This is a genomic window from Sphingobium sp. TB-6, from assembly GCF_012927365.1.
Lineage (GTDB): Bacteria > Pseudomonadota > Alphaproteobacteria > Sphingomonadales > Sphingomonadaceae > Sphingobium.
The window spans coordinates 16,918-39,737 of the sequence record NZ_JABBGL010000029.1 but is presented as its reverse complement, the minus strand read 5'-3'; the positions used below and the strand labels follow the sequence as shown (position 1 = coordinate 39,737).

Here is a 22,820-nt window from a genome sequence, read left to right as displayed (position 1 = left end):
CGCGGCCGCGATGCCAGCTAAACGGCGACCGCTCAACCTGGCACGGACGAGCGGGGCCACTTGATGCAAGCACATGTTCGCTATCTGTACTCGCTTAGCGCAATTCAGATAACATCCGTTGCGACAACCTCCATCAGCATGGACGGCAGAGGCGCCTGGCGCGACAACGTCATCGTCGAGCGTCTGTGGCGTTCAGTAAAATATGAGGAGGTGTACCTGCACGCCTATGGCGCGGTCAGCGAAGCACGGGGCTCGATCGGTCGGTATCTGAACTTTTACAATAGCCGCAGGCCGCATTCGAGCCTGGCCGCGAAGACGCCGGATCAAACCTACTTTGACAACCTGCCGCTGATGCTGGCAGCATGAATTTGGCCGCCGATATGGGCCGTCATTCCGGTCGGGCTACGCCCTCCCTGCATGACGGCCCATATCGGCAATTCGACGAAACAACCGGCAGACGATCCACTAATCCGTTGCCGATCCCTGTTCAGACAAACCCGGCCACCTCTCTACTCAAACCCCAATAGGCACTGAACCTTCAGTCGGCTGTAGGTTCCTTATCGACGGAGCGGAGCAAGAAATAAACGCGTACATAACACAGTGCAGCAAGCAGACTTATAGGCGCGGTAAGAGTCAATGCCAATCCGAGGGCACGTTCAGCAAAATAGGGTTCGAGCAGGTCACTTACAGCGCCGATCACCGGCGGCCCCAGCCCGAGCCCCATGAGATTCACCGCAGCGCCAAAGATCGCGATAGCCTGAGCCCGGACATGGGCGGGAACAAAGGTTTGCAATGTCGCATAGCTCGGGCCGGTGAGAGAGAAGCCAACTGCAGCAGGGATTGCTGCCGCTGCGATTGCGATCCTGACGTCACCTGCTAAAAAATAGACTATGAGGAACGGTGTCGATGCGGCTAGAGCGACTGCCGGGACGAACATTCCTCTGGCGGGGCCACGAACTACAAGTCGGTCCGCGATCCGGCCTGCCATAAAGGTTCCAAGCCCGCCTCCGACACCATTGAGAAGCGCCAGAATCAAACCAATCTGGGTGGCGCTCATCTGGAATTTCTCAGTGAGAAATAGTGGCGAGAAGGCGAGAATAGAGAAAAGCGACCAAGACGCCATACCGCCGGCGATCATCAGCCAGCGAAACCAAGGTGTTGACAAGAGAGTTCGCATCGCCCCGAACCAAGAGTCTTTGGTTGCCGGACCCAGCGAATGGCTTCTGCCTGTTCGTTGTGGTTCATTGACGGTGAAAAAAATGATGATTGAAAGCAGAAGTCCAGGGATGCTTACCGCGACTAGCGCAGTGCGCCAGCCAAAGTGATCCGCGATCGCCCCGCCAAGGAAGAAGGCTGCTAAAATACCGATGTTCAAGCCACTGGCGTATATTGCCATCGCCGAAGCCCGCTGCTGAGGCGGATAAAGATCTGCCATGAGGGAACTGATCGCGGGCGTAGTCCCTGCTTCCCCAACGCCGACGCCGAAGCGTGCCACACATAATTGCCAGAAGTTTACGCAAAAACCAGAAATCATCGTCAAAAGTGAGAATGAAATAAGCGATGCAGAAATAATTTTGATCCGGTTAAAGGAGTCGGATAATACCGCAATCGGTAATCCAGACACCGAGTACATAATCCCAAACATTGGGCCAGTAAGAACGCCTAGTTGCCAGTTTTCTAGAAAAAATTCTGCCTTTATTTGTGGCAATAGTATAGATAATATCTGTCTATCCATGAAATTTATCACGAAAACTGACGTCATCAATATCAATATGTATGTGCGGCGCCCAGAAGCAGGAATACCGTTTCCATTCCTATACATGCTTTTCCAATCCAGTGATGGTCGAGGAAATTTGGAATCGTGCCCTGAGGTCAGATCGTTAAGTGGGCTTCTGCCTCGTTGAATATGCTGGGTAGTAGTTCAAGGACCAATTTCGCACCGGGTAACGCCATTCCAAGGCTCTTCGCCCAATCGATCGCAAGTTCTAGATCCTTGCTGAATAATTGCATCGCTTCGGGCGAGGCAAGAATCGATTGGAATTGCTCGACGGCTCGACTGTTCGCCACTCCAAAGCGCAGAACGTCGCGCATTATGCTGTGTTCGAGTCCAGCAGCAGCTGCCAGTCGATACCCTTCCGATGCAGCCAATAGGTTGACGCACAGTACGATCTGATGGGCCAATTTGGCCTTTAGGCCTGAACCTGAGGGTCCGGTGTAGGTAACATTTTCTCCGCGCTCACCAAACATGTGAAGGCAGTGGCGAACCACCTCCCACGGGCCACCGATCATGTAGCTGGTTCTTGTGCCGGCTTTTCCGGCCCCGCCGCTTACCGGGGCGTCAAGAATCGTGACATCTTGTCGTCGGGCAGCCTCGCCAAGCTTACAAAGGCATCCAACCGAAATCGTGCTGTGAATGACGATGATTGAGCCCGCGGCCGCGCCGGCCAATATTCCGTCCGGCGCAAGCACCACCTGCTCCATCTGATGATCGTCAACCACGCAGATCGCCGTCAGCGCTACGCGCGCCGCAACCTCGGCTGGGTTCGCCGCCGCGACGACTCCTTCGCGCTCGAATTGTTCCATCGTTTCGGGCCTAATGTCGAACAGTACCAGCTGGTGGCCGCGGTCAAGCCAGTGGCGCACGAGCATTTGACCTTGGTTTCCGAGTCCGACAAAACCCAATGGGCAACCTCGCGTAAGGTCAGGCAGAGTTGCGGTGGACGCTACTCCAGTTTGGTCAGGTGGGCTCCTGCTGATCACTTTATCGGTCTCAAGCAATCGGAACGAACCAGGGGCGGGCCGCCCTTCAAAATTTAAACTCCGCTCCAATGCCGACTCGGCGTGGCTGCTCGTAAAGGACATCCGTGTCTAGAGATCCAGGCCTGATCTGTTGGAACACTTTCGCGTTAGCTAGATTGGTTCCCCAAAGGCTGAGTTTTAGCGGACTGTCGGGGACCTCCCAAGACATCTGCCCGCTGGCTAACGCGTATGGCTTTTGTTTAGAGAGATTTAGAAAGTCATAGTAGATCTTTGTACTGTAGAGAATATTCGCTGTTATCGAGAATAATCCTCCCCGGAAGTCGCGGCTCCAATCCAAGCCAGTACTGATCGTCAGCCGGGGAGCGCGAATCATCCATTTTCCGGAAACATCATTCGTTACCGAGCTATTTCCTCCTTGCGGCAGTGGGATGTAGGTTTGAGCCAGTTCAAACTTATCATATTTCGCATGAAGATACGATATCGCGCTTCTCAGGTTGAGGTTTGGCACCGGTATAATTGTTATTTCAGCTTCACCTCCGTAAAGTTTGGCATTCGCGGCATTTTGAAGAAAGTTGGTAAGGCCGTTTGGATCGCGCGCGTTTACCTGCAGATTTTGATAATCATATCGGAAGGCCGCGAGATTGGTACGCAACCACGGGAGAGGATCGGACTTAAGGCCGATCTCGATCGCTTTGATGGTCTCTGGCCCAACGGCATCGGTTCTGGTCGAGCTTGCGTTGAAAACACCGCTCTTATATCCGGTCCCGTAGCTGGCGTAGATGTTCGTCCGGTCAGTAAGCTGGTAGCGGACCACGGCTCGGTAGGTAAACTTATCGAAGTCCTTCGACACTCCTCCTCTCGTTATATCTGCGCCGTTGAGCACTTGCTCAAGTTTCTTTTCCTCGGTGGTATAGCGGGCACCCAAGGTAACAAAGAGGTTAGAAGCAGCTTCATAAGTGCCTTCAGCGAAACCGGCGTATGATGTGGTTTCTATTTGCGGCAGTAGGGAAGTGGATTGCACAGTTCCCAACCCATTCGAAGATTGTAAGAGGATATCCATCGCCCCTTTGAGATGAAAGGCATAGCCACCGACGATCCATTTCAAAGGCCCAGCGCTGTTCGAGAGCAGACGGACTTCCTGACTTATTGATTCTACCTCTCCATGGATCAAATTCTGGCCAAGGAAAATGTTGGAAGCATCCGAATCGGTAGCGGCGTAAGTCTTGTTGTGCATGTATCCGGTGGAAGTTTCTAAGTTCACACTCCCCAATCCGAAGTGCGTCCGCAGCGCAAAATTGTATCGCTCGAAGTCCAGCTTCGGTCTCGTCGAAAGCGATGCCTCCCACGGTCCAGAGGGAAGAATAACATTCGGAAGGGTTCTTGCAGCAGTGTTATCTTGATAGGGCTGCCAAGCATTCAAACGGCTCTTCTGGTTAGCATAATCGCCGCTCAGTATGATTTTCACATCATCGTCCGGCTGAAACATAAATTTAGATCGAAGATTGACTACGCGTGCACCTCCCAAATAGCCGCCTCTGACCAGATCCTTGATATAACCGTCGTTATCCCTATACATTCCCGCGAAGTCAGCAGCTAGATTGCTCGACAACCCGCCAGTAACATAGCCTCGTAAGTCATAATCGTTAGCGTCGTTGCGCATTCGGCCATAGCGAAGCGCGACTCTGCCGCGAGGCGTGAAGCTTGGGTCAGGCGTGATGACATTGATCAGACCGCCGGTGGCGTTCCTGCCGAACACAGTGCCCTGCGGCCCGCGCAGCACTTCGACTCGCTCGACTTCGACAAGATCAACGAGCGTCGAGTATGGATCGGGTTGATAGATTCCGTCGATGTACGTCGCGACGTTTGACTCATCGCCCACAGATACGCCGGTCGATCCGACTCCGCGGACGCTCGGTTGAAACGTTCCATTGTTGCGGCCACCTTGGAAACCGGGGACGATTGCCGTCAAATTGCGAATGTCGACGATGCCGGTCGCGCCAATCAGTTTACTAGTGACCGCAGTCACTGCAGTCGGAACACTCTGTAGTCGTTCTTCGCGCCGCGTCGCGGTAACGACAATTTCCTCGAGCCCGCCTTCTGTGCTCTGCACTGGCGTAGCCGATTTTCCGTCGATTTGGCTGTCGGACTGCGTTCGTGCGTTCAGCGGAGCCACCGCCTTTTGTGTTCGAAGGGCGGCAGGCCCCGCATCGGATATGGGCCGAATGAGGATCGTGTCGTCCGAGTTGGTGACAAAACTGAGGCCGCTCCGGCGAAGGAGGCGTGTAACAGCGGCGGGGCCAGATAATGTGCCCTCCAGGGCGGAAGCCTGGAGACCCCGCACCGATTCAGGAGTAAAAAGGATATTCGTCCCTGTTTGCCGGGCGACGCTGCGTAGAGCCTGGTCCAGCGGCTGTGTGCCAAGCTTGACATTTGCTGTCCGAGCGTCGGCAGGAACCGATGTGAACCCGCAAACCGCTGCTGATCCAAGATAAACAGCAAAGCTCCAATGTGCCCTGATAGCCATACTTGCCCCTCCTTCATTCGCACGCATTGCTCCAGCGTGTCGTTTCGATGACGACCAAAGCGGGCCAAACACTCACCTCTCGCCGTGAAAATATTATCTCTATTATCTCTTTGAGACTTTCTCCGTAGCGATTGACAGGTCGTCACCAGTTCTTGTCACCTCAAATCTGTAAGAATCGCGGAGCGCATTGACGAATTCGTCCGATCGCCCCGCCTTGAACACGCCGCTGATCCTGATGCGATCAGCGCTAAAGCCAGTCAGCTTGATTTTTCGCTCGCTGTAGCGATTCATCTCGGCAACTGCTGCAGTCAGCGGCGTTTCATCGAAGACCACTTGACCGGACTGCCAGGCGCGCGCGCTGTCGAGGTCGACGAACCTGAATCGAGGTCGCGTCTGCGGGGATGCCTCAAGTCGCTGGCCAGGCTTCAACTCAATTTCACTCCGCTCGCTATCCCGACTTTTCTCGACCACCCGGACCACTCCTTTGGCAAGAGTGACTGCGAGGTTCTCATCGATCCATCGAACGTCAAAATCGGTACCAACCGCGACGATCCTTGTATCGCCGGCTTCGACTATGAATGGTCTCAGGCTGTCCTTCTGCACCGCAAACGAGGCTTCGCCTCGTTCGAGAAGTACGACACGCTTGTCGCTCGAGAAACGCAGCCGAAGTCTTGTATCTGTGTTCAAAGTCGCTCTGGAGCCGTCAGGCAACACTACCAGCCGCCGCTCGCCCAGGCCGGTCGCCAGTATCGGTTGGCGATAGATTAGCCAGGCAGCGAGAAACGCAACCATAACAGCCATTACGGGCAAAATGGAAACTCGAAACAATCTTTTATTGTTTCGGACAGGCCAAGCCGCGATCCGGGCAGCACCCGCCAGTTCCCAAACACCGGTAACTCTCTCGAACGCGGAACGATTGTCCTCGCTTAGCGATAACCATCGCCGTAGGTCGTCTAGAGTTTGGGTGGGGCGGTGGTTGGACCGCAGACGCGCAACCCAAACGGCTGCCTCAGCGACGGCGTTAGCATTGCTTTGATTTGCGGCCATTCCGGGTTTTTCCAGACTCTTGTACCTTTTCGTCAAACGCATTGGAGATTGTCAAATGCATCAGCGCCCTAGCCATATTCTTTTCGACTGCGCTGACACTAATATCGAGTTCTCGCGATATCTCGCCGTAGGTTAGTCCTTCGACGCGGTGCAAAACAAACACTTGCCGGGCCCGAGTAGGCAACTGGTCGATCGCCAGTTCCACTAACCTAAGACGCTCTCGGGCCTCAAGCACCTCATGCTGTGCTGGAATACCGGGTGAAATCAGCGCTAATACTGCCGGGTCGGCTTCGATAACGGAATGGCGCGTTTGGGACCGAGCCGCCGTAATTGCAAGATTTGTCGCTACGCGAAAAATGAAGCCCTGTGGGTTGTGAACTGCCGTTTTGCTCGATTGTTCGATGAAGCGTGCATAAGCCTCCTGAACAAGGTCCTCGGCATCTGAGCCCATTCCCGCACGACGGCGCATCAAGCTTACGAGCTTTCTCCAAATTGCTGGCGTGATCGGATCGCTCATGAAATCAGCCATTATAGGAGTTTTGAACAGAAGGCATCGGTGGCGCACTGCAACAAAGCCGTCATACGTGACCATGACAGGAGCAGCCGTCAGTCGATTACGCGCTCACCTGTGCTCCACTTCAGCCAGATAACAGCACCGATGACATTCACCACTGCCGCCAGTTGAAAAGCTGAAGAGAAGCCACCGGTCCGATCGACGATCCAACCAGTCACGATCACCCCAATCACGCCCGGCATGGTTCCTGCGGTATTGGTCAAGCCTGATAGCACGTCGGCATAGCGAGGAGCTACGTCCAGATGGTTAGGGCCGAAGCCGGCCCAGGTGAAGCCCAGAACTCCAAGCGCTGCACACAGGACCAGAACGGCGGCGGCAGGCGTGACGACAAATGACGCTGTCACCAAGCCGATGGCCGAACCAAGCAGGCCGATCGTCTGCATCGTCTTACGCACGCGAGTAATGCTCCAGCCCACCTTAACGAGGCGGTCAGCAAGAAGGCCCGCAATGTTGGCTACAATGAATAGGATGAGCCAAGGCGCCGCTGAAAACAGGCCGATGCTGCCAATCCCCAGTCCCGCGAAGGTTTTAAAGTAAGAGGGTAGCCAACTCAGCAAGACGTAGAGGCTCCAATTGCTACAGAAGTGATTGGCGATCAGCGCCCATACGGCGGGGGTACGGAGAATCCGCCGCCACGGCACTTCCGACCAGCTAGACCCGGCCGTACCGGACGTTATTGCAGCCGGTCCAGAAAGCAGTGAGATCTCCTCGGCGGTGATGGATGGATGGTCCGCAGGACTTCCGTGGATCATTCGAAACCAGAAGAAAGCAAACACTATCCCAATTGCGCCGAAAATATAGAACATCACGGGCCACGGAGATCTTTCTAGCAGCCATCCCGAAAACACCAGGGCAGCAAGGGTGCCCATCGGGATTCCACCGATCATGATTGTGAGGGACCGTGCCCTTTCGTGTGGCTGTAGCCACCGCGCTGCCAAATTGTAGAGACACGGGGTAACGGCTGCTTCACCCAGACCCATCGCAACCCGGGCAATGATAAGAAGAGTGAACGACGACGTCGCTGCCAGCGGCGTGAGCAATGTGATCAGCGACCACCAGACCATTGACACGCCAAGAACGATGCGGCCGCCAAATCGGTTTGTCACCCAACTCCCAGGGATTTGAGCAAATAAATAGCCGAGGAAGAATGAAGACAGCACCCAACCCTTGGTCGTGTTTGACCAACCGAACTGCTCGGCCATCGGAACAATGCCCGTCGATATGCTGACGCGGTCGAGGTAGCAGATCAGCATAGCGGTGAAGCACATCGTCACCAAAATCACTCTTTTGGGGATTTGCAGCTGAGGAGTCATGCGCTCAAGCCAGTGACGATGATGTCAGGCGTGACTGTGCTGCTGTGCCTGACCGGCACTCCTAGAAGCTCCCACGCGCATTGACTCCGATTACCCGCCCCCGGTTCAGGGCGTTGAAAGGAATTCCTCCGCCCGTCCCGTCGCCACCCATCGCCGGAACGTTAGGAAAGGAAGACTGGCTGTCCCATGTCGCCCGGTTGGTAAGATTGGTTCCGTATACCGAGAGCGACCAGCGATTCGCTGCGGGGGTTAGCATGATACTGGCGTCGAGGATTTTCGATGAGCGAAGCCGGGTCGTATTGTTGACGGTATAGAAAGCGCCGTCGCGATAATTGTAGCTTATCCGCGTCGACAGATTCCCCCACGATCCAAGAGCAAGGTTATGGACCACGCTCACGCCATAGCTCCAAGGTGCGAGCCGGGGGAGTTTGAGCGCGAGGTCTCCGCCATCGCCGATCACACCATTGCCATTAAGATCGGCTGTAATTTTCGTATATTTTCCGTTCGTGTAGCCCAACTGACCGGTAACTAGGAAATTTTTGATCAACGCCAATCGACCCTCGACCTCAAAACCCTGCACGCGAGCATTTCCTGCATTAGAAATGATCTGCACATTGCCCAGAACCGAATCAGGGATATTGCTATCGCGCTGAATTCCTATGATCTTGCTTCGGAATGCGGCAAGGTTGAGATGGACGCGACGCTCGAGAAAGTCCTGCTTGATGCCGATCTCGACCGCCTTTTGGGTTTCAGAGTCGAACAGCGTTGGCGGTGCGCCGAGACCTGTGTGCCGAATATTGAGCCCCCCGCTGCGGAAACCCTTCGCCCAGTAGGCATAGACATTGGTTTCTCGCGACGGTTCCCACTGAATGCCAAACCGAGGGGAGACATCACCCCACGATTGCCGGAGATTCGGATCGGAGATATTGATCGTCTCCGCTTCGAAATCGCCGCCTATCTGACCCTCGCCTAGAATGTCTGGACCCGCCGCTCCACCCAGCGAATCGGTCGCCGCGCGAACGCGCGACAACGACGAATTTTTCCTCTCGCGGTTATAGCGCGCGCCCGCATTCAGGGTGATCTCCGGGGTCACATGCCAGTCCAGCGAGCCAAAGGCGGACCAGGAATCATGATCGCTTATTCCACCGCCAACCCGGTTGGCGACGGGAAGCGCCAAATTGAAGCGTGTCGTGCGCCCTTCAAGATAGAAAAGATTCTGCTGGAAATAGTAGAGCCCGGTAGTGATACCCAGATTCCCAAACGTGCCAGCATAACGCAGCTCGCCACTGCGCTGATTCTGCTTGGTGAGAAGGTCTAGATTGAACACCGTCATGGTGGTTCCGTCGATGTCAACCCGGTCGCGACCCTTGAACTCCCTCCATCCGCCGATTGCCGTAACTGTCCCGTTTCCAAATGGAACTTTCCAGTTGAGCTCTCCAATCAGCTGATTCCAATTTGAAGCAAAAAATCCCTCTTCGTTCGACTGCGTCCGGAAGCTTCCCTGCGGAAATAGCGCCTCGTTCTGAAACACGCCGCCGTCACCTTTGCCCTCGCCATGCTCAAAGCGCAGAATGAAATCGATGGCGTTACTTGGTGTCAACAGGATCGAAGGTCGGACGATGGAGAATTTGGACGCCCCAAAATGAGAGTTGTCGTACTCGTTATTGAACCAACCCGCATCGTCGCTGTGATACGCCGCGATGCGAGCACTAAGGAGATCACGCACCAGCGGCCCGGAGACGGCACCATCGATCGTCCAGTTTGGGCCGCTCTCGACCCCTGCACGCGCGCTAGCAGTGAATTCACCAGTCGGTCGTTTTGTGCGGATGAGGACGGCGCCGCCGGTCACGTTGCGCCCAAAAAGCACGCCTTGCGGACCCCGGAGAACCTCGATCGCCTCAAGGTCGAAATCGTCCATGATCACGCCGGACGTGATGCCAAGGTACATTCCGTTGACAAAAACACCGACCGTCGGGTCGATGGAGGGAATCGATGTGTTGATACCAAGGCCACGGATGGTGAAATTGGCGGTGCCCTTGGCGGTCCCAATCCCATCCAGCTGAACATTGGGCATGGTGTAGGTGAGGCTTTTGAGATCGCGAACGTTGAGAGCCTGAAGCTGCGCCTCGCCAAATGCGGTAATCGCGGCGGGGACATTCTGTACATTCGCAGGACCACGCTTCTGCGCGGTAACGACTATATCCTCCTGTAATATCTCAGTGACATTCTGCGGCTGACCGCTGGCAACCGCTTGGGCTACCGCAGGCGAAGACAGCGGCATCGCTAGTAGTGCAAGACATACGCCACTTCCGGCAGATATACTCTGCATCCCCCATCCCTCCTGAAGCAAATTTTCTATTTTCCCCAATGGTGTTTTTTTTACGGGTCTTAAGTTTGATTACATCGGCGTCCTGGTTTGTCAATCGGCCATGCTGGTGCTAAACTGCGAGTTGCGTCAGGCCAACGAGATTCTGCGCAACGCGTCGGCATATTTTGCGATGGCGGAGCTTGACCGCCCGTTTAAGCGCTGATCGCGTTTATCGACGAACAGCGTGCCGTTCATGGGGGCAAGCCGATCTGCAAGGTGCTACCGATCGCCCCACCAACCTACCATGTACACCTCGCACAGCGACATGTGGCAGTCTATGATCCACGGCCCGTCAGACCATCCGCGAGTGCAGGATGCACCCTGAGTACGCCGTAGGCTGCAATTGATCCTGGCCGAATCACCCGCCTTTCCTCTAGCTAGGGCCGCGAACGGCAACCGCACAGGATCAGCGCAATGGTGGATGTTCTGATGACCGATCCGATGCACACCAGCACGATTGATCAGACGCTGGCGGGCTTCACCGTGCATCGGCTGTGGCAGGCAACCGATCCCGAAGCGCTGCTCGCCGATGTAGGTGGTCAGGTGCGGGGACTTATCGCCAGCGGGCGCCCGGTCAGCGCCGCTCTGCTCGACCGGCTGCCGGCGCTGGAGATCATCGCCAATTTCGGTGTCGGCTACGATCGGATCGACATGGCAGCGGCAGCCGCGCGCGGGCTCACCGTCACCAACACACCCGGCGTGCTGGACGACGAGGTAGCGGATTTCACCATCGGCTTGCTGCTCGCCACCATCCGCCGCCTGCCGCAGGCGGATGGTTTCTTGCGTTCAGGCTGCTGGACAGCAGGTGCTTTTCCGCTCAGCCCGACGTTGCGGGGGCGATGTGTGGGGTTGCTAGGTCTCGGCAATATCGGTCAGGCGATCGCGCGGCGGCTGGAAGCGTTCGGCGTGCCGATTGCCTATCATAGCCGTCATCCCCGTACGGACGTGCCCTATACCTATCATCCGACAGTGGAGGCGCTGGCCAAAGCGTCCGACGTTCTGATCCTGAGCCTGCCGGGCGGCTCCGAAACCCGCCATCTGGTGAATGCCGATGTGCTCGATCGGCTGGGCCGTGACGGCGTACTCATCAATGTCGCGCGAGGATCGGTGGTGGATGAAGCGGCGTTGATCGCGGCGCTGCGTGACGGGCGCATTCTCGCCGCCGGCCTCGATGTCTTCACGCGGGAGCCGCAGATACCGGCCGAACTGATCGCTATGGAGAATGTCGTGCTGCTGCCGCATATCGGCTCGGCCAGTGTGCAGACGCGGGCGGCGATGGGCGATCTGGTGCTCGCGAATATCGTCGGCTGGTTCGAAGGGCGAGGGGCGGTGACGCCGGTGGCCTAGATTCGGTCGTGGAGACGCGAGCATTCAGGATGTCAGAAGGGGACTGTCAGCACGAGAACCATCTTCACCCGACGACGCACCATCATGCCTCGCCATCGTGTCGGCTCTCTGCCTGCCATCGTAGGCCAAAAATTGGGCTGGCGGCTGCAGCCCTCCGCGCAAGTCGGCGCAACGTGCGCTTGTTAAGGCAAGTATTTAAAATCGATCGTACAGCGGGCGGTCTTTTTCGCCTTGGCGGCGGCTTCGCGGCAGGTTTCGATTGTCTCGCGATTATGTTTGACCAGGTTCGCCGCCGCGACGATCGCCTCCCAGCTTGGCGGTGACGCGCGCGCCATCAGATAGGCGCCGGCATCCCACGGGGTCGGTTCGTTGACGATACGGGCGGCCATGCGCTCAGGCCACAGCCAGTGTGCCGGCGCGAGGCGCGCGATCGGTCCCGCCATCAGCGCACAGAGCGCCAGCCCTGCCACCAGGCTGCTGGCGGCGGCGATAGACAGCCACTGATTTTGCTCGTCTTTCCGCCGCGCGGACGCGACCATGTCCTGCAAGTCGTGGGTGGCCGCTGCCATCGTCGATTTCGCCGAGTGGACCTGGTGCTGTAATTCGCGGGCCGCATCGGCGACAGAAGCGTTTAAACGGCCTCCCATATTTTCCGGGGTGAGGGTCATGGCGGGACTTTTCCGAACCGCGTCGATCTGCCGCACCAACAGGCCCAGCACCTTTTCGGTGCGCTCGAGCGTCGGCTCATAGTCGGGAATATCAATGGCCTCGCGCGCGGCGGTCATCCCCTCGACCGCATGGCGCAACAGCGCCACCTCACCGCGCAACCGCTCGAACGCCAGCGCCGGATCGTCGCCCGCATCGGCCTTGTCGCGATACTCGTCCATCATCCTCTCCTACCGGCCGAGGCCGCGATCACGGTCGATCCCAAGCTCGTGCGCCAACTGGCGACCAAGCTCGCCGCCGCCCATGACGCGCGCGCGGTTCATGCCGATCTCAAGCCCCAGTTCACGGGTGCGTCCGCGCAGGATCGATTCCACCTGGGGGTCGCGTTCAAGGCTTTTCGCCATGCCGGCCATTTCCTTGCCCGCCTTCTCGCGGCCCGCCATGTCGTCGGCGCGATAAAGCCGTTCGCGATCCTGGGAGAGCTGTCGCCAGCGCTCCACGAACCGATCCGCGCGCAAGGCAGGATCGGCACGCATGCGCGCTTCCTGCGCCATCGCGTCGAGCAGCGGGCCACTGCGCCCCGCCGCCGCTTCGCGCAGCAAGGCGGGATCGCGCTGCATCGCCGCCGACAGGTCGCGCGCGGCTCCCGGCCTGATCCTGTCGAGCGCCTGGGTCGCGCGCTCGAGCGCGACCTTCTGATGCTCCAGCACCGGCCTGCCCGATGCCCGCGCCTGCACCACCGCCTCGGCCGAACGCGACGTGCGCTCAAGCGCCCGCGCGAACGCACGATCCTCAACCCGATCGGCACGCGCGGGCGGGCGTTCCGTGCCCTTCGCCGGCTCGGTAGGCAGCTTCAATCCGTCGAACATGCCACGCCGCGGCGCGCGGAGCGTTTCGCCCAAGCGGATCTCGCCCGCCAGGCCGCGCCGATCGGCAAAGGCGCGGGCCTCGGCGTCGCGGTCCCGAACCATTGGATAATCCGACGCCATATCCTTCGCCCGATCGCGCCCCAGCGTGCGGACGAGCTTCGTTTGGTCGACGAAGTCGTCGCGGCCGTAATGGAGCTGCACCCCATCACGATGCCGCGACAACCCGACATAGGCAGCGTGGCGGTCCATCCCCGGTGTCGCCAGCACATGCGCCCGATCGACCGTTACACCCTGCGATTTGTGAATGGTAGCGGCATAGCCATGATCGACATGGGCATAGTCTTTCAGGTCGAACGCGACCGATCGCCCGTCATCGAGCCGTACCGCCATATGATCGGGCGATACGCGCTCGACCTTCCCCAGCGTACCGTTTTTCACCCCTAGCCCGCGCTCGTTCTTGAGGAACATGATGCGGTCGCCGCTCGCGAACGCGCGCAATCCCCGCTCGGCCGACACGCGCACGTCCTCGCCCAGCTCGCCGCTGGCCCGCATCCGATCGCGCGCGGCCAGGTTCAGGTCGCGGACCTCGGCATTGGTGTGGGTGAGGATGATCCGGGTCTGATCGGGGTCGGCGCTGCGCTGCGCGTCCCAGCGGTCCACAAGGTCAGCGCGCGCGATCTCGCGCGTCTCAGCCACCTGCACCATGCCATGGGCTTCATAGGCATGGACCGCCTCGCCGGTACGGCCCGTCGCCAGCGCCCGGGTCGCGGCGCGCTGCCAGTCCGCATGCTGCCGGCGTATCGTGGTGATCTCGGCCGCACCGTGGCGCTCGGCGAGCGCGCGGAACGCCGCACCAGCCTCGATCGCCTGCAACTGCTCGGGATCGCCGACCAGCACAACCTTCGCCCCCGCCTGTTCGGCGCGCGACAACACCCGCTCCATCTGCCGCGTGCCGATCATGCCCGCTTCGTCGATCACCAGCACGTCACGCGGCCCCGGCAGCTCGCGGCCCTGTTCCCACTGATACTCAAGGCTGGCGATCGTCCGCGAGGGGATAGCAGAGCCGCCTTCCAGATTCTCCGCCGCGATTCCCGACAACGCCGCACCGCGCACGATGTGACCGGCGCGCTCCCATTCGTCGCGGGCGACGCCCAGCATGGCCGACTTGCCGGTGCCGGCATAGCCGATGACGATTGAAAGCCCTCTGTCACCAGCTATATGGTCCAGTGCGGCCTGCTGCTCTGCCCCGAGCACGAGGCCCCCACTCCCGGCGGCGCGCCCCTTGCCAGGGGTCGCCGCCGGGAGACCATGCCCCGCCCTGTCAGCAAGCCGATCGGCGGCACGTTCAAGCCTTTGCTCGGTCTCGATCATGTCGCGCGAAGTGAACCGATCCTCGCCGCGCCCGTCCTTCCCCAATGCGACCAGCTCGGAGCTGGCGCGTACCGCCCCCATCACCTGGTCGAACTGGTCCTTGCCGTCGCTGTGCCGGAACGCGAACTGCGCCAGGTCGCGCCGCGTGAACGTGGCCTGTTGGCGCGTGATCGCGTCGAGCGCGATCTGCGGCCTGGCGATGATCTTCTCGCCATTCTCGCGCGCAATCCGGGCATGGTCCTCAACCCGCTCGGCATCCTCGCCCCGACCGAACCGGCGCGATCCTGCCGGCCCGATCTTGTGCTGCGGCTCAAGGTCGATGCCCTGCGCCTCCAACGTGCGATGATCGATATGTGCATCGATATCCAGTTCGGCCAGACGCGCGTTGACATGATCCGCCCACGCGACCCGCCATTCCTGCAACACCGCGTTGCTGTTCCAGTCGCGCACCTTCTGCCCGAACCCTTGCGCGCCAACCTCGCGCATCGACAGCATGACATGCGCGTGCGGCTTGGGTTCGCCGTCCTTGCCCCTGTCCCAATGCACATTGAGGTCCGCGACCATGCCGCGTTCGACGAACTGCTTCTCGACGAAATCGCGGGCGAGCTGCACGCCCTGCGCCTGGTTCATTTCGCGCGGAATCGCGAACTCGATCTCACGGGCAAGCTGCGCGTCCTTGCGCTTTTCCCCTGCCTCCACCTCGTTCCACAAGGTCGAACGATCGTTTAAACGCCCCGGTGCGCGCCCCGGCAACATCACTTCCGAATGGACGACGCCCGCCTTGTTGCTGAAATCGTGATCGCGTCCAAGCCGGTCATCGTGCAGCTCGGACGCTGAACGGTAGGCGGCTGATGCAACCGCGCTCGATCCGTTGGCGCGGCTGATGACCTTGGCGGAGAAATGGTAGATCGCCATGACGCTCCGCACACTGCCCTACTCAGCGCATGTCGGCAACGACGTATAAGCGCGCACTCAAACTCTCTGCCGTTCGCATGATTGACTTCACCGCATTTTCTGATCCGTCCAGTTTTGTCACACGCATGCTGTGCTACGCGGCGGCTTCTGCTGTAGGCGCGAGGGAGAAGATGATGCGCAAGGTGCGGGACTATGACGCGGAGCTGAAAGCGCTCGGCGACAAGGCCAGGACGTTGAAGGCCAGGAAGATACAGCAGCTCGGCGAACTCGTCGCGTCCACAGGGGCCGATGCGCTCGATCCCGATGTGCTGGCCGGTGCGTTGCTCGCCGCCGTGGAACAGGCAACCGCGGAAGAAAAGGAGGCGTGGCGCGCGAAAGGCGCCGCCTTCTTTCAGGGCGGGCGGCGCAAGACTACGCTCCGCCCTCGTTTCGGCGGATCGGCAAGCGGCGAAACTTCAACAGGCGGTTCGCAGGGCTGAGGCCGGGCAGCGTCGCACCGATACGAGGGGATGGGTCGTGCAACGCCGGGAACGCACCCGCCACCTGATCGAGCTGGGCGGCCTCGTCCAGAAAGCCGGCCTCGTCGATCTCGCCGACGATGATCGCGCCACCCTTTATGGCGCAATGCTCGAACTGGTCGCCCGCGCCCAGGGCGACGATGCCGGCAATGTCCTGGCGCTGTGGAAGCGGCGCGGCAAACGCGCTTTCGACGCGGAAACCGAAGGGAGTGAAACACCATGACCAGGCTCGATGTCGAAGAAATCCGCGCCTGGGTCCGCACGCTTGATTTCACGCGCGGCACGGCGGCCGAAATCGCGATGTGGCGCGAAGACGATGCAGACTCGCGCGCCAACCTCGCGATCGAAGGCATGGCGCTCACGCCCGATGAGGAGCCCTGTTCGACATGCTGCGCGAGGAAGCCGTGCCCCCTGCCCTCGCCACCGCGATCGTCTTCAAGCTGCTCGGCCATCCCTACGCCGATCCCGCGCTGGCGATTGCGGCGGAAAGGTGATCGGCAATGGAATGGCTCCGCCAGCTCGGCCGCGCGATCCGCAACCTCGCCCGCCTATCGCGCCAGAATCCGATCTGGGCGATCACGGCGCTGACCCTCAGCTCGATCGTGCTCGTCCGCCACCTGTTCCGCGTCGCGATCCTGTCCTGATCGTCGGCATCGTGCTCGCTGGCGGGATGCAGTTCGCGCTGCACGCGCTGCTCGGCCTGGCGCGCGATTCCCATATCTACCAGATCGTCATGATGCTGACGGCCCTCGTCATCCTCCTCATCGGCTTGCGCGCCCTCTTCCAGCCCCTGATCCTGCGCTACGGAGGCCCCGCCGGCGACGACACCCACGGCTCGGCCCGATTCGCCACCGATCGCGAGACGCGGCCATTCGTCCAGGGCGGCGACAGCCTGCTGATCGGCCGTGATCGCAAGTCAGGCAAGCCGCTGCGCTACACCGGCCCCGCCCATCTGCTCTCGATCGCGTCGACGCGCACCGGCAAGGGCGTGGGCACGATCATCCCCAACCTGCTCGACTATCCCGGCCCGGTCGTCTGCATCGACCCCAAGGGCGAGAACGCCCGCATCACCGCCCGCCACCGCGCCAGGTTCGGCCCGGTCCATGTCCTCGATCCCTTTAGGGTGACGGGCATCGGCTCGGCCGCATTCAACCCGCTCGATCGCATCGACCCTGCCGGCCTCGATCTCGCCGACGACTGCATGACGCTGGCCGACGCGCTGGTCTACGACGCACCCGGCGAAGCGGGGGAAGCGCACTGGAACGAGGAAGCCAGGGCGCTGATCTCGGGCATCATCCTCTCGATCGTCACCACCCTGCGCGACCGTCTCACCCTCGCGCCGCAAGCCTTCGCCGCCCAGCTCGCCGATATGCAGGCGCAGGGTGGCCTAGCCGCCCGCGCCGCCAAACGCTACCTTGGCAAGTCCGATCGCGAAGCCGCCGGCGTACTGTCGGCCGCGCAGCGCCATACCCATTTTCTCGACAGCCCGCACATGACGGCGGTGCTGGGACGCTCGGATTTTACGTTCGGCGATGTGAAGGCGCGCGCCACCACCGTCTACCTGGTGCTGCCGCCCGACCGGCTCGCTACCTATGCCCGCTGGCTGCGCCTGATGCTCGCGCAAGGATTGACCGAACTGGCCCGCGCGCTGGCCACGTCGGAGCGGGCTGTGCTGTTCCTGCTCGACGAGTTCGCAGCATTGGGCCGTCTCGAACCTGTCGAGCGCGCCATGGGCCTGATGGCCGGTTACGGCATCCATCTCTGGCCGATCCTGCAAGACGTCCACCAGCTCCGCGCGCTATACGGGGGTTGAGTAGCAGCGGAACAGAAAACCTACACAAGGCGGCCTGGGCTGGCTGCCTTCCCAACAAACCCGGGTTTGATGCGAAGCGCCCCCACGATTGTGAGTGGGCCGCTGGACGACCCTCAATCTCATATCTACCCGTCCAGAAACCTATAGCCGGTAAACCCGTCCTTCGATAGATTGATGAAAGAGGGGCGGACGTCGATGCTGATCGGGTACATGCGGGTGTCGACAGGCGAGCAAAATCTCGATCTGCAGCGTGATGCGCTGGATCGTGCTGGATGCGACCGGATCTTCGACGACGTGTGCTCGGGTCGTTCGACCGAACGGGCTGGGCTCGACAAGGCACTCGATATCATGCGTGACGGCGACACGCTCGTCGTCTGGAAGCTCGACCGGATCGGACGGTCGCTGCCTCACGTCGTCGGGCTGGTCGGCGATCTGCAGAAGCGCGGGGTCGGCCTGAAGGTGCTGACCGGCGATATCGACACGACGACCGTCACGGGCCGATTGGTGTTCGGTATATTCGCGACTCTTGCCGAGTTCGAGCGCGACTTGATCCACGAGCGCACGATGGCGGGGCTAGCCGCGGCCAGGGCGCGTGGTCGCGCAGGCGGTCGGCCACGGGTGATGACCAAACAGAAATTGAAGGCCGCGATGGCGTTGATGGCAGACCGCGACAATGCCGCGCGCGATGTCGCGATCCAGCTCGGCGTGTCAGTGTCGACGCTTTATGCCTATGTCGATGCGAAAGGACAGCCGCGAGAGCGGGCCAGCGAACTGCTAGCCAAGCGCGGGACCAAGTCTACGGCAGCGGCATAACGCGAAGCGGTGCCAGTCAGCTTCCTCTCAGACGATCAGGCGCTGCGATATGGCCGCTTCGTTGGCGATCCGACATCGGAACAGCTGGCGCGTCACTTCCACCTCGACGATGCGGACCGGGCGTTCATCGGCGCGCACCGCGGCGCCCATAACCGGCTCGGCGTTGCGGTGCAGCTTGGCTCGTTGAGGCTGCTCGGCACCTTTCTCGAAGATCCGGCGCAGATACCGGCGTCGGTCACGCGGTTCGCCAGCGACCAACTGGCGATCGACGGACCGGCCGAACTAATGGCGCGATATTGCGCGACCAAGGGACGATGGCGGCACGGCCCGCGCATCCGCGATCATTATGGCTACCGCGTCTTCTCCGATCCCGGCGTCGCGTTCCGATTGCACCGTTTCATGTACGCGCTGTGCTGGACGGGCACCGATCGGCCATCGGCGCTGTTCGATGCAGCAGCGATATGGCTGCTCGAAGCCAAGGTGCTGTTGCCGGGCCTGTCCGTCCTCGAGCGCGATATTGCACGGGTCCGCACGCGGGTCGCCGCGCACGTTCATAGCCGTCTGGTCGACAAGCTGACGCCAGAGCAACGTACCCGGCTTGATACGCTCGTCGCTGTTACCGAGGACGGACGGCAAAGTCCGCTCGATCGGCTGCGTGATGGGCCATATCTGCAAAGCGGCCCTGAGATCAGCCGCGCCGTCGACCGCCTGACCGAGATCCGCACGTTCACCGCAGGCTTGCCCGAACTGGACCGCGTGCCACCAGGCAAGGCGGCTGCCCTTGCGCGATTTGCCGCTGCCGCAAGGGCGCAGGCCGTAGCCCGACTTCCCGATGATCGCCGCGCGGCCACCCTGGTCGCGTTCATCCGCACCCTCGAAGCGTCGGCCAGCGACGATGTCATCGACCTGTTCGACGCCGTATCGACCAGGATGTTCTCCAACGCACGGATCAACGCCAAGGAAGCCAGGATGCGCTCACTGCGCGATCTCGACGCCGCATCGCTCCGGCTTCGCGATGTCGGTGCCGTGCTGCTCGATGACAGTATCGGCGACACGGAAGTGCGCGCGGCCGTGTTCGCGCTGGTCGACCGGGCAGCGCTAACCGACGCCGTCGCGCAGGTGAATCTGCTCGCCCGGCCGACCGACGAGAGCTACTTCGTCGAGTTGCGCCGACAGACTGGTACGATGCGCTATCTGCCGAAAATGCTTGCTGGGCTGGATCTTGCAGCCGCGCCCGCAGGGCAGCCGCTGCTCGACGCGGTCGATCACCTGCGGAGGGTTCACCAGGGTGAGAAGCGCCGTGGACCGACACCGACCGCGTTCGTCCCCAAGGCCTGGGGTCGTCAGCTGAAGACCGATGACGGTGCATTCGATCTGACCGGTTACCGGCTTTGTACGCTCGACCGGCTACGCCGCGCCATCCGTCGCCGAGATGTCTTTCCCGTTCGCTCGCTTCGCTATGCCGACCCGCGCAAGGGCCTGCTGACGGGGGCCGCCTGGGAAGCGGCCCGACCGACGGTATGCCGCACGGTCGGCGTGGCGGTCGCTGGCGACGAGGAAATCGCCAAACTGTCGGCGCGGATTGATCTCGCCTACCGCGAAACAGCCGCGCGCGTGCCGGCCAATAATGCAGTGGCCATCACAAAGACCGCGGGCGGTGCCGACCTGTCGATCGGGCCGCTCGACAAGATCGACGAGCCGCTCAGCCTCACCGATCTCCATAAGGCGATCGATGCACGGCTGCCGCAGTTGGATCTCCCCGAGCTGATCCTGGAGATGCACGCGCGAACCGGGTTCGGGGCGGCGTTCACTCATGCCAGCGAAGGCAATGCGCGCGCCGAGGATATAGCGACGACGATCTGCGCGGTGCTTGTCGCGGAGGCGACCAATACCGGGTTCGAGCCGCTTGTACGTCCCGAGGTGCCCGCGCTGCGTCGGTCCCGGCTGAGCTGGGTGAAACAGAACTTCATGCGTGCCGAGACGCTGACCACCGCCAACGCGCTGCTGGTCGCCGCGCACAACGGAATCCCACTGACCCGCGCCTGGGGTGGCGGCGAGGTCGCCTCCGCCGATGGGCTGCGGTTTACCGTGCCGGTCCGCACGATCCACGCCGGCCCAAACCCGCGCTATTTCGGGCGCGAACGTGGCGTCACCTGGTACAATCTGGTTTCCGACCGCTTTTCCGGGCTGAATGCCGTGACGGTCCCCGGTACGCTGCGCGACAGTCTCCATCTGCTGGCGGTCGTGCTCGACCAGGAAACTGAATTGCAGCCAAGCGAGATCATGACCGATACGGCCGGCTATACCGACACGATCTTCGGCGTCTTCCACCTGCTTGGGCTCCAGTTCTCGCCGCGCATCGCCGATATAGGCGGCGCGCGGTTTTGGCGTGTCGATGGCAAGGCCGATTACGGCGTGCTGCATGACCTCGCGGCGAACAGGATCAACACCAGGCTGATCGTCGAGCACTGGGATGACCTCCTTCGCCTGGCCGGATCGCTGAAACTCGGCGTCGTGCGCGCGACCGGACTCACCCGTGTCCTCCAGACCAACGATCGCCCGACAAGGCTGGCGCGCGCCCTCCAGGAACTCGGCCGCCTCATCAAGTCGCTCTACATGCTGCGGTTCATCGACGACGAACCCTACCGACGCCGCATCCTCGTCCAGCTTAACCGCGGCGAGAGCCGTCACCAGCTTGCCCGCACCGTGTTCCACGGCAAGCGCGGTGAACTTCGCCAGCGCTACCGCGAAGGGCAGGAAGATCAGCTCGGCGCGCTCGGGCTCGTCGTCAATCTGGTCGTGCTCTGGAACACGATCTACATCGACGCCGCGCTCAACCAGCTCCGCGCCGAAGGTCATGTGATCCTAGACGAGGACGTCGCCCGCCTTTCGCCGCTCGGAACCAAGCACATCAACATGCTCGGGCGCTACGCCTTCACCATCCCCGACATGGTGGCGCGCGGCGAACTTCGGCCGCTACGTGATCCCGGTGCTGTGGGTATCGACGACGCCTAAAGATGCGCCTTATGTAGGTTTTCTGTTCCGTTGCTACTCAAACCCCTATACGAGCCCCGCGCCGACACCTTCCTGTCCAACGCCGGCGCGCAGCATGTCGGCCCCTCTGCTCATGCCCGATGAGGTCCGCACGCTGCGCGAGGATTTGCAGATCCTGTTCCTTGCGAGGCAACGGCCGATCGTCGCCGCCAAGCTGGGCTACTATGCCGATCGCGAGTTCGCAGGCAGGTTCGATCCCGCCTGACAGCGTTTAAACGGTCGCGGATGTTCTCTCTTGGCGTTGTCTGGCGTACTTTCGACGCCTACGCCCGTCCTGCCGTGAATCCCTGTCCGAATAATTCATCGAGGCTTAGCGTAGGATTTCGCCCCCTTCCCGCACGGTCGCCCAACATGAGGGACCATGAGGAAGTGTGAGCATTCACGCTGCGGCAGCCTGCTTGGAGGCGGTGTCGCCGTAATTGTCGTTGGCCAGGCCCGGATACCATCTCTCGAACAGGGGCCGTAGCGTGCCGTCGAGGGCACGGGTACGCGTTTGCAGGAGCAGGTGAGCGCCGCGCCTGGTCCACTGCATTTGTTGGCGCTTGCCGGCAGGCCCATGCATCGACCTGAGTCTCGACTATTCGGCGCTGGACGGCGGCAAGCAACGCCTTGCCGTCTTCCAGGAGGAGACCGATGTCCTCGGCGCGCTCGGTCGTCTTATCGAACACGGCGACTTCCTCGGGCGTCATCATGGCGCCGTCATCGGTGGTGATCTGGAGCAGGACGCTGACACGCATGAAAACCTCCGATGCTGGAAACAACGAGCGAGCTTTCCACAAGGACCGGAGTGGAAAACCTAGGTGGCCCAATAGGTGGCCACCCCGCCGATCCTGACACATTTGGAGCCTCGAAGCATCATTGGTTTGCA

At 60.6% G+C, this 22,820-nt stretch carries 16 protein-coding genes, 5 pseudogenes and 1 other annotated feature; of the genes and pseudogenes, 11 read left to right on the top strand and 10 right to left on the bottom strand.

The window, feature by feature from the left end; genetic code table 11:
• Positions 1–129: 129 nt before the first annotated feature.
• Positions 130–366 (top strand): annotated as a pseudogene (locus tag HHL26_RS22770) (integrase core domain-containing protein); the annotation flags it as partial.
• Positions 367–538: 172 nt separating this feature from the next.
• Here the strand turns inward: HHL26_RS22770 and HHL26_RS22765 are convergent.
• From HHL26_RS22765 to HHL26_RS22735, 7 genes are all read right to left on the bottom strand, one after another.
• The gene (locus tag HHL26_RS22765) at positions 539–1,762 is read right to left on the bottom strand and encodes an MFS transporter (protein WP_169576806.1); all 1,224 of its coding nucleotides are present in this window, start codon (positions 1,760–1,762) and stop codon (positions 539–541) included.
• A gap of 110 nt (positions 1,763–1,872) precedes the next feature.
• Positions 1,873–2,862, bottom strand: coding sequence for an NAD(P)-dependent oxidoreductase (locus HHL26_RS22760; protein WP_277349451.1), 990 nt, complete (start codon positions 2,860–2,862; stop codon positions 1,873–1,875).
• Positions 2,807–5,284 (bottom strand): TonB-dependent receptor, encoded by a 2,478-nt coding sequence (locus HHL26_RS22755; protein WP_169576804.1) that lies wholly within the window; start codon positions 5,282–5,284, stop codon positions 2,807–2,809. Before HHL26_RS22755 ends, HHL26_RS22760 begins: the two co-directional genes overlap by 56 nt.
• A gap of 102 nt (positions 5,285–5,386) precedes the next feature.
• Entirely contained in the window at positions 5,387–6,331 is a 945-nt protein-coding gene (locus HHL26_RS22750; RefSeq protein WP_169576803.1) for a FecR domain-containing protein, read from the bottom strand.
• A complete protein-coding gene (locus HHL26_RS22745; protein WP_169576802.1) occupies positions 6,306–6,848 on the bottom strand; it encodes an RNA polymerase sigma factor in 543 nt (180 codons plus the stop codon). The genes HHL26_RS22750 and HHL26_RS22745 overlap by 26 nt, the downstream gene beginning before the upstream one ends.
• A gap of 89 nt (positions 6,849–6,937) precedes the next feature.
• Positions 6,938–8,218 (bottom strand): ACS family MFS transporter, encoded by a 1,281-nt coding sequence (locus tag HHL26_RS22740; protein WP_169576801.1) that lies wholly within the window; start codon positions 8,216–8,218, stop codon positions 6,938–6,940.
• A 61-nt stretch (positions 8,219–8,279) separates the two neighbouring features.
• Complete coding sequence (locus tag HHL26_RS22735) at positions 8,280–10,499, bottom strand: TonB-dependent receptor (protein WP_169576800.1); 2,220 nt, start codon at positions 10,497–10,499, stop codon at positions 8,280–8,282.
• A 160-nt stretch (positions 10,500–10,659) separates the two neighbouring features.
• On the opposite strand from HHL26_RS22735, the pseudogene HHL26_RS22730 reads away from it, so the two are divergent.
• Positions 10,660–10,850 (top strand): annotated as a pseudogene (locus HHL26_RS22730) (IS3 family transposase); the annotation flags it as partial.
• Positions 10,704–10,820, top strand: a sequence feature (AL1L pseudoknot). Its footprint overlaps the pseudogene before it by 117 nt.
• Positions 10,851–11,000: 150 nt before the next feature.
• A complete protein-coding gene (locus HHL26_RS22725) occupies positions 11,001–11,933 on the top strand; it encodes a 2-hydroxyacid dehydrogenase (protein WP_169576799.1) in 933 nt (310 codons plus the stop codon).
• A 182-nt stretch (positions 11,934–12,115) separates the two neighbouring features.
• Here HHL26_RS22725 and HHL26_RS22720 read toward each other — a convergent pair whose 3' ends face one another.
• Both HHL26_RS22720 and traA read right to left on the bottom strand, forming a co-directional pair.
• Positions 12,116–12,820, bottom strand: coding sequence for a DUF6118 family protein (locus HHL26_RS22720; protein ID WP_206377590.1), 705 nt, complete (start codon positions 12,818–12,820; stop codon positions 12,116–12,118).
• A gap of 9 nt (positions 12,821–12,829) precedes the next feature.
• Positions 12,830–15,754 (bottom strand): Ti-type conjugative transfer relaxase TraA, encoded by a 2,925-nt coding sequence (gene traA, locus HHL26_RS22715; protein ID WP_169576797.1) that lies wholly within the window; start codon positions 15,752–15,754, stop codon positions 12,830–12,832.
• A 173-nt stretch (positions 15,755–15,927) separates the two neighbouring features.
• Between traA and HHL26_RS22710 the strand changes: the two genes are divergently transcribed.
• From HHL26_RS22710 to HHL26_RS22680, 7 genes and pseudogenes are all read left to right on the top strand, one after another.
• Positions 15,928–16,233: a conjugal transfer protein TraD gene (locus HHL26_RS22710; RefSeq protein ID WP_169576810.1), complete on the top strand. Its 306-nt coding sequence runs from the start codon at positions 15,928–15,930 to the stop codon at positions 16,231–16,233.
• A 37-nt stretch (positions 16,234–16,270) separates the two neighbouring features.
• On the top strand, positions 16,271–16,495 hold the full coding sequence (locus HHL26_RS22705; RefSeq protein WP_169576796.1) for a conjugal transfer protein TraD: 225 nt from the start codon (positions 16,271–16,273) through the stop codon (positions 16,493–16,495).
• Positions 16,492–16,766, top strand: a pseudogene (locus tag HHL26_RS22700) (hypothetical protein). Before HHL26_RS22705 ends, HHL26_RS22700 begins: the two are co-directional and overlap by 4 nt.
• A 6-nt stretch (positions 16,767–16,772) precedes the next feature.
• Positions 16,773–18,073, top strand: a pseudogene (locus tag HHL26_RS22695) (type IV secretory system conjugative DNA transfer family protein); the annotation flags it as partial.
• 207 nt (positions 18,074–18,280) lie between these two features.
• The gene (locus HHL26_RS22690; protein ID WP_169576795.1) at positions 18,281–18,898 is read left to right on the top strand and encodes a recombinase family protein; all 618 of its coding nucleotides are present in this window, start codon (positions 18,281–18,283) and stop codon (positions 18,896–18,898) included.
• Positions 18,899–18,907: 9 nt separating this feature from the next.
• A complete protein-coding gene (locus HHL26_RS22685) occupies positions 18,908–21,913 on the top strand; it encodes a Tn3 family transposase (RefSeq protein ID WP_169576794.1) in 3,006 nt (1,001 codons plus the stop codon).
• Positions 21,914–22,007: 94 nt separating this feature from the next.
• Positions 22,008–22,157 (top strand): type IV secretory system conjugative DNA transfer family protein, encoded by a 150-nt coding sequence (locus HHL26_RS22680; RefSeq protein ID WP_240962567.1) that lies wholly within the window; start codon positions 22,008–22,010, stop codon positions 22,155–22,157.
• Between the two features lie 174 nt (positions 22,158–22,331).
• Here the strand turns inward: HHL26_RS22680 and HHL26_RS22675 are convergent.
• Positions 22,332–22,496 (bottom strand): annotated as a pseudogene (locus HHL26_RS22675) (ISKra4 family transposase); the annotation flags it as partial.
• Between HHL26_RS22675 and HHL26_RS22670 the strand changes: the two are divergent.
• Complete coding sequence (locus HHL26_RS22670) at positions 22,495–22,752, top strand: hypothetical protein (RefSeq protein ID WP_169576793.1); 258 nt, start codon at positions 22,495–22,497, stop codon at positions 22,750–22,752. The pseudogene HHL26_RS22675 and the gene HHL26_RS22670 sit on opposite strands and share 2 nt — an antisense overlap.
• The last annotated feature ends 68 nt before the right edge of the window (positions 22,753–22,820 follow it).